At 68.2% G+C, this 13,973-nt stretch carries 12 protein-coding genes; 3 read left to right on the top strand and 9 right to left on the bottom strand.

Annotation, left to right across the window (positions count from 1 at the left end):
• Positions 1–143: 143 nt before the first annotated feature.
• Positions 144–950, top strand: coding sequence for a MipA/OmpV family protein (locus AC1Q6P_RS14785; protein WP_492664721.1), 807 nt, complete (start codon positions 144–146; stop codon positions 948–950).
• Here the strand turns inward: AC1Q6P_RS14785 and AC1Q6P_RS14780 are convergent.
• The 5 genes from AC1Q6P_RS14780 to AC1Q6P_RS14760 all read right to left on the bottom strand — a co-directional run bounded on the left by AC1Q6P_RS14780 (position 938) and on the right by AC1Q6P_RS14760 (position 7,317).
• Positions 938–1,597 (bottom strand): PEP-CTERM sorting domain-containing protein, encoded by a 660-nt coding sequence (locus AC1Q6P_RS14780; protein ID WP_492664722.1) that lies wholly within the window; start codon positions 1,595–1,597, stop codon positions 938–940. The genes AC1Q6P_RS14785 and AC1Q6P_RS14780 overlap by 13 nt on opposite strands.
• 23 nt (positions 1,598–1,620) lie before the next feature.
• Entirely contained in the window at positions 1,621–4,275 is a 2,655-nt protein-coding gene (locus AC1Q6P_RS14775) for a phosphocholine-specific phospholipase C (RefSeq protein WP_492664723.1), read from the bottom strand.
• A 141-nt stretch (positions 4,276–4,416) separates the two neighbouring features.
• Complete coding sequence (locus tag AC1Q6P_RS14770) at positions 4,417–5,715, bottom strand: BaiN/RdsA family NAD(P)/FAD-dependent oxidoreductase (RefSeq protein ID WP_171826972.1); 1,299 nt, start codon at positions 5,713–5,715, stop codon at positions 4,417–4,419.
• Between the two features lie 79 nt (positions 5,716–5,794).
• On the bottom strand, positions 5,795–6,292 hold the full coding sequence (locus AC1Q6P_RS14765) for a GNAT family N-acetyltransferase (RefSeq protein WP_492664724.1): 498 nt from the start codon (positions 6,290–6,292) through the stop codon (positions 5,795–5,797).
• Entirely contained in the window at positions 6,292–7,317 is a 1,026-nt protein-coding gene (locus AC1Q6P_RS14760) for an NADP-dependent oxidoreductase (RefSeq protein ID WP_492664725.1), read from the bottom strand. The genes AC1Q6P_RS14765 and AC1Q6P_RS14760 overlap by 1 nt, the downstream gene beginning before the upstream one ends.
• A 273-nt stretch (positions 7,318–7,590) precedes the next feature.
• Between AC1Q6P_RS14760 and AC1Q6P_RS14755 the strand changes: the two genes are divergently transcribed.
• Both AC1Q6P_RS14755 and AC1Q6P_RS14750 read left to right on the top strand, forming a co-directional pair.
• Positions 7,591–9,144: a methyl-accepting chemotaxis protein gene (locus AC1Q6P_RS14755; protein WP_102766458.1), complete on the top strand. Its 1,554-nt coding sequence runs from the start codon at positions 7,591–7,593 to the stop codon at positions 9,142–9,144.
• Positions 9,145–9,284: 140 nt separating this feature from the next.
• Positions 9,285–10,163 (top strand): type 2 periplasmic-binding domain-containing protein, encoded by an 879-nt coding sequence (locus AC1Q6P_RS14750; RefSeq protein WP_171826968.1) that lies wholly within the window; start codon positions 9,285–9,287, stop codon positions 10,161–10,163.
• A 7-nt stretch (positions 10,164–10,170) separates the two neighbouring features.
• Here the strand turns inward: AC1Q6P_RS14750 and AC1Q6P_RS14745 are convergent, their stop codons facing one another.
• The 4 genes from AC1Q6P_RS14745 to AC1Q6P_RS14730 form a co-directional block, all read right to left on the bottom strand.
• Positions 10,171–10,620 (bottom strand): PaaI family thioesterase, encoded by a 450-nt coding sequence (locus AC1Q6P_RS14745; protein WP_492664726.1) that lies wholly within the window; start codon positions 10,618–10,620, stop codon positions 10,171–10,173.
• A gap of 83 nt (positions 10,621–10,703) precedes the next feature.
• Positions 10,704–10,943, bottom strand: coding sequence for a hypothetical protein (locus AC1Q6P_RS14740; protein ID WP_492664727.1), 240 nt, complete (start codon positions 10,941–10,943; stop codon positions 10,704–10,706).
• Between the two features lie 20 nt (positions 10,944–10,963).
• Complete coding sequence (locus tag AC1Q6P_RS14735) at positions 10,964–12,775, bottom strand: acyl-CoA dehydrogenase (RefSeq protein WP_492664728.1); 1,812 nt, start codon at positions 12,773–12,775, stop codon at positions 10,964–10,966.
• Positions 12,775–13,950 (bottom strand): acetyl-CoA C-acyltransferase, encoded by a 1,176-nt coding sequence (locus AC1Q6P_RS14730; RefSeq protein ID WP_492664729.1) that lies wholly within the window; start codon positions 13,948–13,950, stop codon positions 12,775–12,777. Before AC1Q6P_RS14730 ends, AC1Q6P_RS14735 begins: the two co-directional genes overlap by 1 nt.
• Positions 13,951–13,973 lie beyond the last annotated feature (23 nt).

Raw genomic sequence — 13,973 nt, 5'->3', positions numbered from 1 at the left:
CCGGTGCACAGACAGCCCCAAAGCGCCGCCTTCCTTCGGCAGCGTCAAGCAAGGCTCACGAAAGTCAGCGATATTGCGCTGCCCGCCGCGCTTGCGGCCCGACAACCTTGATCCAACCTCCACTTCAACCGGACCCTGCCACCATGAGCCTCACCCTCCGCCTGATCGCCTCCAGCCTGCTGGCCAGCTACGGCCTGCTCTGCAGCTCCCTGGCCCAAGCCCAGGCCTTCGACACCGCCCGCATCTACGGTGCCGCCCCGGAGCGCGATGGCGGCCGCGTCGGCGTGGTTGCACTGGCCGGCCACACCTACCAAGGCTCGAAGAAAAGCCGCGCCATGCTGGTGCCCAGCCTCGACTACCAATGGAGCAATGGCTGGTTCGCAGGCACCAGCAATGGCCTGGGCCTGAACTTCTCCAAGCAGGCGCAGTTCAGCTATGGCCTGCGCCTGACGGCCGATTTCGGCCGCGATGAAGACCGCTCCCCGGCCTTGCGCGGCATGGGCGATATCGAGTTCCGCCCCGAGATCGGTGGCTTCTTCAATTACAGCCCCAGCCAGAGCCTGGCCCTGACCAGCTCCTTGCGCTACGGCTCCGGCCAGGACCGCAAGGGCCTGCTGGTCGATCTGGGCGTGGCCCAGCAGATCCCGCTGGACGCGAGCTGGCGCCTGGGTGTGGGCGCCGCACTGACCCTGGCCAACCGTGAAGCGCTGCAGTCCTATTTCGGCGTCAGCGCGGCCCAGGCGGCGAGCAGCGGCTATGCGCCCTACCGCGTCGGCGCGGGCCTGCGTGATGTGCGGGCCAATGCCTCGCTGACCCACATCCTCAGCCCGCGCAGCAGCGTGACGGCCGGCCTCTCGGTCAGCGCCCTGCAGGGCGATGCCAAGAACAGCCCGCTGACGCACCAGAAAACCAGCGTCAACGGACTGGTTGCTTTCGGCTACTTGTTCTGACCCAGGCGGCGGCGCTGTACCAGCCCCAGACCCAACAGCCCCGCCAGCGTCATCGCCAGCGCGCCGGGCTCGGGCACGGCGCTGACCCGCAGGCTGCCGCGCCAGTCAATGGGCAGATTGGTCGTGCCCTGGGCGTAGCCGAGGCCCAGGTTGAGGTCGCCCTCGGGGCTGCTGATCTGCAGCCAGGCCTCGCCCGGGCTCAGCAGCTCGAACTGCAGCGCGCCCAGGTTCAGCCAGGATTGGCCGGCCGCCGCGACGCCCGGGAAGTTCGAGGCGCCGACTTCACCGGGGCGCAGGTAGCCGCTGTCATCGCTCCAACCTTGGACCGCGGCAAAGCCCTTGAAGCGCAGCTGGCTGGGGTCGAAGTCCAGCTTGAAGCCGTAGAACAAGAACACATCGTCGGCCGCGCGGCCGGCGAAGGGCTGGTCCAGACGGATCGCCACGTTCAGGGTCTGGCCCTGTTGCGCCGCCACGGGCAGCTCCAGGCGCAAGCGTGGCTCCAGTGGCACGCCGGTGGGCGTGACGTCACTGAAAGAAAACGTCTGGGCTGAAGCCAGTGTCGAAGCCAGGAGGCCAGCGGCGCCCAGCAAGGCGGCCGCCAGGCTCGGGGCGCCGAATTTCAAGAGGGTGCTCGGTGTGAGTGTCATGCTCGTGTTCCTGCGTTGGGTGATCAGGGCTTTTGCTGGCGGAAGATGTCGAACCAGGCGCGGTAATCGGCCTGGGTGACACAGCTGTCTACATCGAAATTGGCCAGGGGCTGGTAGCGGCTGTCGCCGGCGCAGGCACCCATGGTGGCGCGCTGGGCCTCGCGGTCGGCGGCGTCGATGCGGCTGTCGCCGTTGATGTCGCCGCGCTTGAGCAGACGCAGGGCCAGGCGCGGGGCCGCCTCTTCGTAGCCATCGTTCAGGAACAGGCCGAAGAAGTACTCGCCCTCCGGGAAGCTGGCCAGGCTGAAGCTCTGGCCGCCGGCCGGCGCGGCCACATAGTTCCACTTCAGCGAGCCCGGGCCGCCGGGCACCATGCCCTTGCGGTAGAAGCCCAGCCAATGCTTGTTGCCGGACGGCAGGCCTTGCCAGCTCAGGTTGATGCTGTCGCCGATGCGGGAGACGCTGGCAGAGGCGCTGAAGCCCACCGGATTGACCGGCGGCGGCGTCGGCACCAGCACCGGCGGTGAATCCTGGGCCAGGGCCAGGCCGTTGAGCACCGGATCGGTGTAGTCCAGGCCTGCGCCTTCGACATGGCCGGCCAGGCGGCGCCAGTACAGGCTCTCGCCTTCCAGCGTCACGCCCAGGTCGTACCAGCCGCGGCTGGCTTCCACGCTCAGGGTCTCGCTGTGGTTCTGGCCCGGCTGCAGGCTCAAGCTCAGCAGGCGGCCTTGGCCGTAGGCCAGATCCGCCAGCTGCAGGCGCAGGACCTGGCTGCTGCTGTTGCTGAACTGCAGGCGCACGCTGCGGCTGGCCCGCTCTTCACGCAAGCTGACTTCCAGCTGGCGCGCCGCGCTGCCCAGCGCACCGCTGAACTCGCGCACAAAACCGTTCTGGCCATGGACCTTGAGCTGGTAGCTGTCGCCGCTCCAGTTCCAGACCTCGCGCTCGACGCGGGTGCCGGCGGCCAGGGTGTAGTGCCAGGGGCCGTCGCTGCGCAGGGCCGAGTAGACGATGAAGGGCTCGGCCACCGTGCCGCCATTGCCGAAGCTCAAAGCGAACTGGCGGGCCGTGCCCTGCACGGCGCCATCCACCTCGGCACGGTAGGGCATGGGGCAGGCCGGGCGCGGCTGGCCGGTGCTGACCTGCTCCTGGCGCGGCAGCACCTGGGTGGCGGGCGGCCAGGCCGGCGCCGTGGCGTCGTACTTGGGGTACTCGGCCGTGCGCGGCACGCCGGCCGGCCAGGTCTTGTTCGGCTCGTCAAAGTTGAAGACGCTGAGCAGATCGCCGCAGACCGCGCGGCGCCAGGGCGAGATATTGGGGCAGTGCACGGCCGCACGCGGCAGGCCCTTGCCCTGCACCAGCCACTCTTCGAGGAAACGGATCTGCGAGGTGTGGTCGAAGAGCTGGGAGTTGACGCGCCCGCCCTTGCTCCAGGGCGAGATCACCAGGGTCGGCACGCGCGGGCCCAGGCCGATCGGCTCGCTGCCCTTGTAGACCTCGCCCTGCAAGCTGTTGGCCACCGTGCTGCGGCCACGGCCGGCGTCCATGGGCGGCACGTTCGAGGGCATGTGGTCGAAGAAGCCGTCGTTCTCGTCGTAGGTGATGATGAGCACGGTCTTGGCCCAGACCTCCGGGTTGTCGACCAGGGCGGCCAGCAGGCGGGCGCTGAAGTTCTCACCGGCATTGGGCGTGGGCGAGGGATGCTCGCAGTACTCGGTCGGCGCGCAAATCCAGGACACGGCCGGCAGGCGGCCGGCGCGCACATCGGCGGCAAAGTCATCGATCAGCCACTGGCCGGTGGTTTGCGCGGCGTTCGCGGCGTTCGAGCCCGGGGCCATGGCGCGGCACTTCTGGTACAGCGGCGATTCGGGCGTCAGCTTGCGGCCGGCCGCGTCGACACGGAAGTTCTTGAAGTACTGCAGGTAGTTGTCGCCGTAGTTGTCCCATTCCTGGTAGACCTTCCAGCTCACGCCTTGCGCCTCCAGCACCTCGGCATAGCTTTGCCAGCTGATGCCTTGCGCGGCCGGGTTGTCGTTGGCGATGTCGGCGTTGTAGGTGCCGTTGTTGACGTTGTAGAGCCGGCTGTCGGGAATGCCGGTGACGTAGCTGGCCGTGTGGCCGCTCAGGGCATAGAAACGGTTCGGGTCGGTGGGGCCGAAGACCGAGCAGTGGTAGGCATCACAGGTGGTGAAGGCGTCGGCCAGCGCGTAGTAGAAGGGCAGATCGCCGCGGTCGAAATAGCCCAGGGACATCGAGGTCTTCTTGGGCACCCAGGCGTTCCAGTCCTTCCAGGCTGCTTCCGTGCCCTTCCAGTGGTGGTCCAGGCCGACGTGCAGGGCGTTGGTGTTCTTGACGTCGTAGTGGTAGGGCAGCACATGGCTGCTGCCGCTGGGCTGGAACCAGACCGGCTTGCCCGAGGGCAAGGTGATGGCGCGCGGGTCGCTGAAGCCGCGCACGCCGGCCAGGCAGCCGAAGTAGTGGTCGAAGGAGCGGTTTTCCTGCATCAGGAAGACCACATGCTCGATGTCGCCGAGGCCGCCGCTGACCTGGCTGGCAGGCGTGGCCAGGGCGCGGGCAATGGTCTGGGCAAAGCTGGGGGTGCTGGCCAGGCCGGCCGTACCGGCGGCGGCGGCCAGAAAGCCGCGGCGGGCGGGGTTTTGAATTGTTCTGCTGCTCATGGCGGTCTCCGAACCGACCGCACAAGCCAAAAAGCGCGCACAGCCGGAAATCAAAACCACCGATTCTGAGAACCCGCGATGTCAGGCGATCCAACGCGGCATGAGCTGTTCAGACCATGCGCATGCGACCCTGTGCGACTGTCAGACCGCCATGCCGGCGCCGCGCTGCAGATGGCGCGCCGCGCCCTCGCCCGCCACCCAGCCGCTTGCCATGCTGGCGGTGAGCAGATAGCCGCCGGTGGGCGCTTCCCAGTCCAGCATCTCGCCGGCGCAGAACAGGCCCGGCAGCCGCTTGATCATCAGCTGTTCGTCCAGCTCTTCCAGGCGCACGCCGCCGGCCGTGCTGATGGCCTCGGCCACCGGGCGGGTGGAGGCCAGGCGCAGCGGCAGGCGCTTGATGGTGCGGGCCAGGGTAGGCAGGTCGGCGTACTCGTCCTTGCTCAGCACTTCGAACAGCAAACCGGCCTTGAGCCCTTCCAGGCCCAGGCGGCTCTTGAGGTGGGTGGACATGGAACGCGAGCCACGCGGGCGGGCCACTTCATCCATGACAAAGCTGTCGCTGCGATCGGGCAGCAGGTCCAGGTGCATCACCGCGTCGCCGAACTCGGCGATCTCCTCGCGCAGCAGGCTGGACGCGGCATAGATCAAGGAGCCCTCCACTCCGCTGGAGGTGATGACGAACTCGCCCTGGCGGTCGAAGCGGCGGCCGCTGCGGCCTTCGAAATGCAGCACCACCGGCTTGACCGGCTGGCCGGCAAAACGATCGGCAAACAGCGGCGACCAGCCCGGCTGCGGCCGGCCTTCGCGGGCCAGGCCGAGATTGAAGCCGCAGTTGGCCGCACGCAGACCGGCGATGTCCACGCCCTGGGCCGTCAGCAGCGGCACCCAGCCGGCGTTGGACCCAAGCTGAGGCCAGGACGCGCCACCCAAGGCCAGCACCACGGCGCCGGTGTGCGGCAGGGTCAGCTGCGCATCGCCATGGGCGAAGCGCAGACAGCCCTCTTCGTCCCAGCCCAGCCAGCGGTGGCGCATGTGGAAGCGCACGCCGCTGTTGCGCAGCCGGGCCAGCCAGGCGCGCAACAGAGGTGCCGATTTCATATCGACCGGGAAGACCCGGCCGGAGCTGCCGACAAAGGTGTCCACGCCCAGCTCAGCTGCCCAATCGCGCAGGGCCGGGCCGTCGAAATGGGCCAGCCAGGCACCGACCTCTTCACAACGCTCGGCAAAGCGGCTGCGGAAGCTGAGGCTGTCTTCCGAGTGGGTGAGATTGAGCCCGCCCTTGCCGGCCAGCAGGAACTTGCGCCCCACCGAGGCCATGGCGTCGTAGACATCGACCTCCATGCCCGCGGCACGCAGGCGCTCGGCGGCCATGAGCCCGGCAGGGCCGCCACCGATGACAACGGCGTGGCGGGAATCGATGGCGAGAGGGACGGCTGACATGAATGAACGGTTGAACGGGCAAATTCGGAGCTGGGGCGGGAGTGTGCCAGATTGCGCGGCCTCAACCTCGGGTTTTCCCTCAATCCACCGTGAAATCGGCCTTGAATTCCCGCCGCATGTCGATGTGCTCGATGTCGTCGTCCAGGTAGGGCGTCGAGGTGGCGACAAAGCCCAGGCTGGCATAGAAGGCGCGCAAATAGCTCTGCGCCTGAATCTCCACCGCCTGGCCGGGCCAGTGCTCGGCGCAGGCCCGCAAGGCCTGCTCCATCAGCGCCCGGCCGGCGCCACGGCCACGCGCCGTCGGCGCCGTGACCACCCGGCCGATCATGGGCTGAGTCTGGCTCGGGCTCTTGATGCCGGGCGGCACCAGGCGGGCATAGGCCAGCACCGCATCGCTGTCGGCTGCCTGGCCCAGCAAGTGCAAGACCGCCGGATCATGGCCGTCCAGATCCAGGTAGACGCAGTTCTGCTCCAAAACAAAGACCTGGGCGCGCAGGGCCAGGGCGGCGTAGAGCTCGTGAACGCTCAAGCCCTCGAAGGGCAGGCAGCGCCAGCGCAATTGCGTACCGCCCGCCATCAGACCAGCTTCACCAGCTGTTTGCCGAAGTTGCGGCCTTTGAGCAGGCCGAGGAAGGCCTCGGGCGCCGCCTCCAGGCCCTGCGCCACCGACTCGCGGAACTTGAGCCGGCCAGTGGCGACCAGGCCGCCCAGTTCCTTGAGCGCCTCGGGCCAGAGCTCCATGTGCTCGCTGACGATGAACCCCTCGACCTTCATGCGGTTGGTCAGGATGAGCTGCGGGTACTGCAGCGGGATGGGCTCGCCGTTGTAGCCGGAAATCATGCCGCACATGGCGACGCGGCTGAAGGCATTGGCGCGCAGCAGCACGGCGTCGAGGATGAGGCCGCCGACGTTCTCGAAATGACCGTCGATGCCGTCCGGGCAGGCGGCCTTGAGCGCTTGCGAGAGCGAGGCCAGGTCGGGGTGCTGGCGGTAATCGATGCAGGCATCAAAGCCCAGTTCCTCGATCACGTAGCGGCATTTCTCCGCCCCGCCGGCCAGGCCCACGGCCCGCGCGCCACGCGCCTTGGCCAGTTGGCCCACCACCGAGCCCACGGCGCCGCTGGCCGCGCTGACCACCACGGTTTCACCGGCCTTGGGGCGAATGATCTGCGTCAGGCCGTACCAGGCGGTCACGCCCGGCATGCCCACGGCACCGAGGTAGGCCGAAAGCGGGATGTGGCGGGTGTCCACCTTGTTGAGCACGCCGCGCTGGCTGGCGTCGACCACGAAATGCTCCTGCCAGCCACCCATGCCCACCACCGAATCCCCGGCCTGGAAGGCCGGGTTGCGCGAAGCAATCACCTCGCCGGCCGTGCCGCCCAGCATCACCGCGCCCAGGGGCTGAGGGGCGGCGTAGCTCTTGCTGTCGTTCATGCGGCCACGCATATACGGATCCAGGCTCAGGAAATGGTTGCGCACCAGCACCTGGCCTTCAGCCAGCTCCTCGGGGCCGGGCAGGTCCTGCTCGACGAGGCTGAAGTTGTCCAGGCCGGCCTCGCCTTGGGGGCGGGAGGCCAGAAGGATTTGGCGGTTGCGAATCATGGGGAAGGACTCCGATTGGCTTGTGTCACAGGTTCTAGGCCCGCATTCGACCACGAGGCGCCCTGCCCTGCCCGGCGCCGACGCAAAAGCCGCTCAAGCTCCTCGGGCACGGGCCGATAAACGAACGATGCGTCCCTGTCCACGCGTGGACTCGGGCGCCAGGTAGATCCAGGGTGGAACTCAAGAGGCCAGATCAAGCCCGTTTCCCGTCAACACGTCCAACCCGGTTCAGCCCCGCATGTCGCGGCGCTGGGCCATGGAGAACCACTCATCATGCAGCTGTCCGACTACAAGATTTCCACCAAGCTGGTGAGCGCCTTCACGGCGGTTGCCCTGATCGGTGCCGTCATCGGCACGGTGGCCATCGGCAATATGAAACGCATCAACGACGCCGACACCGCGCTCTACGAGCGCGAGCTGCTCGGCCTGTCGCTGACCAAGGAGGCCAATGTGCGCCGCCTGCAGGCCGTGGTGGCCGTGCGCGACGCCATCCTGGCCACCGACGCCGCCGAGCGCGAACGCGCCATCGGCCTGATGAACGAATCGCGCAAGCAAACCAACGATCTGCTGGAACAAGCCGGCAAGCTCTACACCAGCGACAAGGGCAAGGCCGGCCTGGCCACCTTGCGCAGCCAGTGGGAGAAAGACCAGCAAGTGGCCCAGGAGATGATCAAACGCATCAGCGTGACCGAGCTGGCCGGCTCCAACGAAGCCATCAAGTTCGTCAAATCCGACCTGACCCCCCAGGGCAGCTTGGTCGACCAAACCCTGACCGCCCTGACCCGACTCAAGGAAGAAGAAGCCAAGACCCTGTCGGACGACAACGACTCGCTCTACCAAAGCAGCCGCAACACGACCGTGGTGCTGATCGTGCTGGGCGTGATGGCCGGCGTGGGCTTGGGGCTGGGCATCAGCCGCCATGTCACCGCCCCGCTGGCGCGCGCCATGGAAGGCGCCCAGCGCATGAGCGAGGGCGACATGACCGTGGTGCTGCAAGCCGAGGGCCGCGATGAAACCGCCCAGCTGGTGCAGGCCCTGGAAGCCATGCGCCGCCGCCTGCAGGAAATCGTCACCCATGTGCGTGACAACTCCGAAAGCGTGGCCACCGGCGCCGGCGAGATCGCCCAGGGCAATGCCGACCTGAGCCAGCGCACCGAAGAACAGGCCAGCGCCCTGGAAGAGACCGCCGCCACCATGGACGAGCTGGGCTCGACCGTGCGCAACAACGCCGACAACGCCAAGCAAGCCAATCAGCTGGCGCTCGGCGCCTCGCAGATCGCCACCCGCGGCGGTGATGTGGTGGGCGAGGTCGTGGAGACCATGCGCGGCATCAACGACAGCTCCAAGAAGATCGCCGACATCATCAGCGTGATCGACGGCATTGCCTTCCAGACCAACATCCTGGCCCTGAACGCCGCCGTGGAGGCCGCGCGTGCCGGCGAGCAAGGTCGGGGCTTCGCCGTGGTGGCCAGCGAGGTGCGCAACCTCGCACAGCGCAGCGCCGATGCGGCCAAGGAAATCAAGACCCTGATCAGCGCCAGCGTCGAGCGCGTCGAGCAAGGCACCGTGCTGGTGGACCGCGCTGGCACCACCATGACCGAGATCGTCGGCGCCATCAAGCGCGTCAGCGACATCGTCGGCGAGATCAGCGCCGCCAGCAGCGAGCAGAGCTCAGGCATCGCCCAGGTCGGCGAGGCCGTCACCCAGATGGACAAGGTGACCCAACAGAACGCTGCCCTGGTGGAGGAATCGGCCGCTGCGGCCGAGAGCCTGCGCCTGCAGGCGGCCCAGCTGGTGCAAGCGGTCGCGGTGTTCAAGCTGCGCTGAAGGCCTGCGGCCACGCAGGGCGCGTGGCCCTTGCGAAGAAGAAAAGCACCCCACACGTGAGCCTCTGCCCAGCCCCTGGCGGGCGACGCGGGGCGGGCCGGTCAGCCGGCCTGGCCTGGTTGATCGGCGGAACGAGGGCCTTGCTGCTGGCCCTCATGCTGAGCTGCGCGCAGGCCGGCCCCGGCCATGCACTGGCCGCGGCGAAAGCAGATGCCCGAAGCGGCACCGAGCCACAAGTTCTGACCCTCTGCCAGGCCGACCCGCAGCGCTACGCCTACCGCATGGCCCTGACACGCCTGCTGCTGGCGCGCACCGCTGCGCCCGGCGAGCGCACCGAGCTGCGCCCCTACGCCCCAGGCCCGGACCCGACCCAAGAGCGCTGCCTGGGCCTGCTGCGCCAGGGCCTGGTCGATCTGGTCTACCTGCCGCCGCAGGCCGCGCTGCTGCGTGAGTTCAGCGCCATCCCGTTTGACCTGCACCAGGGCATGCTGGGCTATCGTCTGCTGCTGATCCACAAGAAAGACCAAGCCCGTTTCGCCGCCGTGCGCGACCTGGCCGGCCTGCGCCAGCTGACCGGCGGCTTTGGCCGTCAGTGGGCCGATTTCGCCCTGTTCGAGCGCAACCAGCTGCCGGTGGTCGGCGTGGCCCAGGGTCAGTCCTTGCTGGCAATGTTGCAGAGCGGGCGCTTCCAGTATTTCCACCGCGGCCTGCACGAGGCCTGGGCCGAGCTGGAGGCCAACCCGCAGCTGGACCAGCTGATGGTCGAACCCCACCTGGCCCTGCACTACCGTTTCCCGGTCTACTACCTGTTCCGCAAAGACCGCGCGGCCTTGCGCCAGCGCATGGAGCGCGGCCTGGCCCTGGCTCAGGCCGATGGCAGTTTCGCCGCCCTGTTCCGCCAGCATTTCCAGGCCATCGCCCGGCGGGCGCAGCTGGGCTCGCGCACCATTCTGGAAATCGACGCGCCCTTGCCGCCCGGGCTGCCGCCGGAGGACTCGCGCCTGTGGCTGCCGCCTTGAGCCCGGCTCAGTCGGCCTCGCGTCGCTGCAGGGGCTTGAGCGCGCGGCCGCGGCTCGGCAGGGCACGCAGGTATTTGAAGGTGGCGGTGGCATGGGCCACCAGCTGGCCGTCCTCGCCGAGGATGGAGCCCTCGCAAAACGCCATGGTGGTGGAGCGGTGCAGCAGCTTGCCCAGGGCACGCAACTCGCCTTCGCCGGGGCGCATGAAGGAGGTCTTCATCTCCACCGTCACCACACCCGGGCCCATGCCCTCGGCCTTCATGTGGATGCTGCGCGCCGCATGGGCCATGGCCACGTCCAGCATGGTCATGAGCACGCCGCCATGGGCCACCTCCCAGCTGTTCAGGTGACCCTCGGAGAGATCCACTCGAAGCTCGGCCTGGCCGTCGCCCATGCTGTGCAGCTCCAGGCCCAGCTGTTCGACAAAGGGGATGTGGACGGGGAAATGGAGAGGCATGGCCGTGGAGGATGAGTGAACGGGTGAACAGGTGAACCAGTGAATGGGCCCCAGCATTTTCACCCGTTCACCTGTTCACCCCTTCACTTCTTTCCCCAGCGCGAACGGATCCAGATCATCAGCGCGCCGATCACGACCGCCACGCCGCCCTTGATCGCCAGGATCCAGCCCAGCAGCTCGGCATCGCTCAGGCCCTGCTTCATCAGGAAAACCCCCAGGATGACGGCCAGCAGGCCGCCGTAGATCAAGACCCAGATCAGCGCCTCGACATGGCCCAGCCAGCGCGGCGGCCGGCGTTCCGATGGGTCTTTGTGCTCCTCCATCTGGGCGAGCCCTCCCCGGCTCAGAACCACCCGTCCTGCATCTCGCGGCACAGCGGCTCGCGGCTCTCGACCACGGCCAGCCAGGCGCCGATCTTGGGCAGCTCATAACGATAGAAATACGCGGCGGCGGCGCGCTTGCCTTGCGCGAAGTCCGAGCTCACCGCTGCATCGTCCAGCGCCAGTGTGACATCGAGCCACAACCAGGCCAGCACCCCGTGGCCAAAAGCCTGCAAATACGGTGTGGCATTGGCCAGGGCCACCTCGGGCTCGCCCGTGGCCCAGGCGGCCTTGCTGGCCCGGCCCAGTTCGGCCAGGGCGGCGGCCAGCTGATTGGCCTGGGCCGCCAGGGCCGGCCGCTGCAGGGCGGCCTCGACCGTGCGGTTGATGCGCGCGGCCAGCACGCGCAAGGCCTGGCCGCCGTTCAAAACCACCTTGCGGCCCAGCAGATCCAGGCCATGGATGCCGTGCGTGCCCTCGTGGATCATGTTCAGGCGGTTGTCGCGCCAATACTGCTCGACCGGAAAATCGCGCGTGTAGCCGGCACCGCCCAGCACCTGGATGGCCAGGCTGTTGGCCTCCAGGCACCATTCGCTGGGCCAGCTCTTGGCGATGGGGATCAAGACCTCGAGCAGCTGAAGCGCCTCGGCCGCCGCTTCCGGCGCCCCGGTCTTTTGCTCATCGACCAGGCGTGCGCAGAACAGCTCCAGCGCCAGCGCGCCCTCGACATAGCTCTTCTGCGCCAGCAGCATGCGCTTGACGTCGGCATGCTCAATGATCAGCTGCTGCGGCTGGGCTGCGTCCTTGACGCCCATTCCCAGGCTGCGGCCCTGCGGCCGCTGGCGGGCATAGGCCAGGCTGGCTTCATAGCCGGCATAGCCCAGCATGGTCGCGGCCAGGCCCACGGCGATGCGCGCCTCGTTCATCATGTGGAACATGCAGCGCAGGCCCTCGCCGGGCTGGCCAACCAAGTAGCCGATGGCCCCCGCCCCGCCCTCGCCAAAGTTCAGCAGGCAGTTGCTGGTGCCACGGAAACCCAGCTTGTGGTTGAGGCCGGCCAGGGCCACCTCGTTGCGCTGGCCGTTCAGGCGGCCTTCGGCATCGACGCCATGCTTGGGCACGATGAAGAGCGAGATGCCGCGAGCGCCCGGCACCAGGCGGCCCTGGGCATCGGGGATCTTGGCCAGCACCAGGTGGACGATGTTCTCGCTCAGCTCATGCTCGCCGGCCGAGATCCACATCTTGTGGCCGCGCAGGCGGTAGCGCGGGCCCAGGGGGTCCTGTTCAAAGCCCTCGCCATCGGGCACGGCCCGGGTCTGGATGTCGGACAAAGAAGAGCCGGCTTGCGGCTCGCTCAAGCACATGGTGCCGAACCAGCGGCCCTGCAGCTGCGGCTGGGCGAACACGGCCCGCTGGCGCTCGCTGCCATGGGCCAGCAGCAGATTGGCATTGCCCACGGTCAGCAAGGCATAGCCGCTGATGCCCACGCTGGCCTTCTGGAAAAATGCATTGGCAGCGGTCTCGATCACGCAGGGCAGCTGCAGGCCGCCCTGGGCCTCGTCCTGCGAGGCGGCCAGCATGCCGGAGGCGATGTAGGCGTCCAGCGCCTGCTTGGTGGAGGCCGGCAGGATGACGCGCTCGCCGTCGAAGCGCGGCTCCTCCGCATCGCATGCGCGATTGGCCGGCGCGAACTGCTCGGCGGCGATGCGCTCGCAGCTGTCCAGCACGGCGGCATAGCCTTCCAGCGAATGCTCGGCAAAGCGCGGTCGCTCGCTCAGCGACTGGACCTGCAGCCAGTCGCGCAGCAGAAAGTCCAGGGTGGCGCGCAAGCCCATCACAGTACCTCGAAGACGCCGGCCGCGCCCATGCCGCCGCCAATGCACATGGTCACACAGATGCGCTTGGCGCCACGGCGCCGGCCTTCCAGCAGCGCATGGCCCGTCATGCGTTGGCCCGAGACACCGTAGGGGTGGCCCAGGGCAATCGCGCCGCCGTTGACATTGAGCCGCTCCTGCGGAATGCCCAGCCGGTCGGCGCAGTACAGCACCTGCACGGCAAAGGCCTCGTTCAGCTCCCAGAGGTCGATGTCGTCCACCGTCAGGCCCAGGCGCTGCAAGACCTTGGGCACGGCGAAGACCGGGCCGATGCCCATCTCATCGGGCTCGCAGCCGGCCACCGCAAAGCCAAGGAAACGGCCGAGGGGCTGCAGGCCTTCGCGCGCGGCCAGGGCTTCGCTGACCAGCACGCAGGCGCCCGCGCCGTCCGAGAACTGGCTGGCATTGCCGGCCGAGACCATGCCGCCGGGCAGCGCGCTGCGCAGGTCCTTGATGCCCTCAAACGTCGTGCCTTCGCGCAGGCCTTCGTCGTGGCTGAGCGTCACTTCACGCGTGCTCAGGCCGCGCAGCTTGTCGGCCACGCCCATCTGCACGGTGATGGGGGCGATTTCCTCGGCAAAGCGCCCGGCCGCCTGGGCAGCGCAGGCGCGCTGCTGGCTTTGCGCGCCGTACTGGTCCATGCGCTCGCGGCTGATGCTGTAGCGCTGGGCCACGGTTTCGGCCGTCTGCAGCATGCTCCAGTAGAGCTCGGGCTTGTGCGCTTGCAACCAGGGCTCCTGGGCCATGTGGCGGTTCATCTCGTTCTGCACGCAGGAGATGCTCTCCACCCCGCCGGCCACAAACACCTCGCCCTCGCCGGCCATGATGCGCTGGGCCGCCAGGGCAATGCTTTGCAGGCCACTGGAGCAAAAGCGGTTGACCGTCATGCCGCTGACGCTGACCGGCAGGCCGGCGCGCAGGGCGATCTGGCGGGCGACATTGCCGCCGGTCGTGCCCTCGGGGAAGGCGCAACCCATCAGCACATCCTCGACCCGCTCGGGCGCGAGGCCGGCGCGGGCCACCGCGGCCTGCACCACATGGCCGCCCAGGGTGGCGCCGTGGGTCATATTGAAAGCGCCCTTCCAGCTCTTGGCCAAAGGGGTGCGGGCGGTGGACACAATCAGGGCGTGGCTCATGGCGATTCAGCTCCGGAATTCTT

The organism is Roseateles sp. GW835-FHT13E02 (assembly GCF_058794035.1).
The sequence above is the reverse complement of the archived record's forward strand: the minus strand, read 5'-3'. Positions and strand labels throughout refer to the sequence as shown.

What these genes read in the sequence shown, in the direction of transcription:
- AC1Q6P_RS14780 (WP_492664722.1), bottom strand. Translation starts at nt 1,597, where the DNA reads ATGACACTCACACCGAGCACCCTCTTGAAATTCGGCGCCCCGAGCCTG.
- AC1Q6P_RS14770 (WP_171826972.1), bottom strand. Translation starts at nt 5,715, where the DNA reads ATGTCAGCCGTCCCTCTCGCCATCGATTCCCGCCACGCCGTTGTCATC.
- AC1Q6P_RS14755 (WP_102766458.1), top strand. Translation starts at nt 7,591, where the DNA reads ATGCAGCTGTCCGACTACAAGATTTCCACCAAGCTGGTGAGCGCCTTC.
- AC1Q6P_RS14765 (WP_492664724.1), bottom strand. Translation starts at nt 6,292, where the DNA reads ATGGCGGGCGGTACGCAATTGCGCTGGCGCTGCCTGCCCTTCGAGGGC.
- AC1Q6P_RS14740 (WP_492664727.1), bottom strand. Translation starts at nt 10,943, where the DNA reads ATGGAGGAGCACAAAGACCCATCGGAACGCCGGCCGCCGCGCTGGCTG.
- AC1Q6P_RS14730 (WP_492664729.1), bottom strand. Translation starts at nt 13,950, where the DNA reads ATGAGCCACGCCCTGATTGTGTCCACCGCCCGCACCCCTTTGGCCAAG.
- AC1Q6P_RS14775 (WP_492664723.1), bottom strand. Translation starts at nt 4,275, where the DNA reads ATGAGCAGCAGAACAATTCAAAACCCCGCCCGCCGCGGCTTTCTGGCC.
- AC1Q6P_RS14745 (WP_492664726.1), bottom strand. Translation starts at nt 10,620, where the DNA reads ATGCCTCTCCATTTCCCCGTCCACATCCCCTTTGTCGAACAGCTGGGC.
- AC1Q6P_RS14735 (WP_492664728.1), bottom strand. Translation starts at nt 12,775, where the DNA reads ATGGGCTTGCGCGCCACCCTGGACTTTCTGCTGCGCGACTGGCTGCAG.
- AC1Q6P_RS14785 (WP_492664721.1), top strand. Translation starts at nt 144, where the DNA reads ATGAGCCTCACCCTCCGCCTGATCGCCTCCAGCCTGCTGGCCAGCTAC.
- AC1Q6P_RS14760 (WP_492664725.1), bottom strand. Translation starts at nt 7,317, where the DNA reads ATGATTCGCAACCGCCAAATCCTTCTGGCCTCCCGCCCCCAAGGCGAG.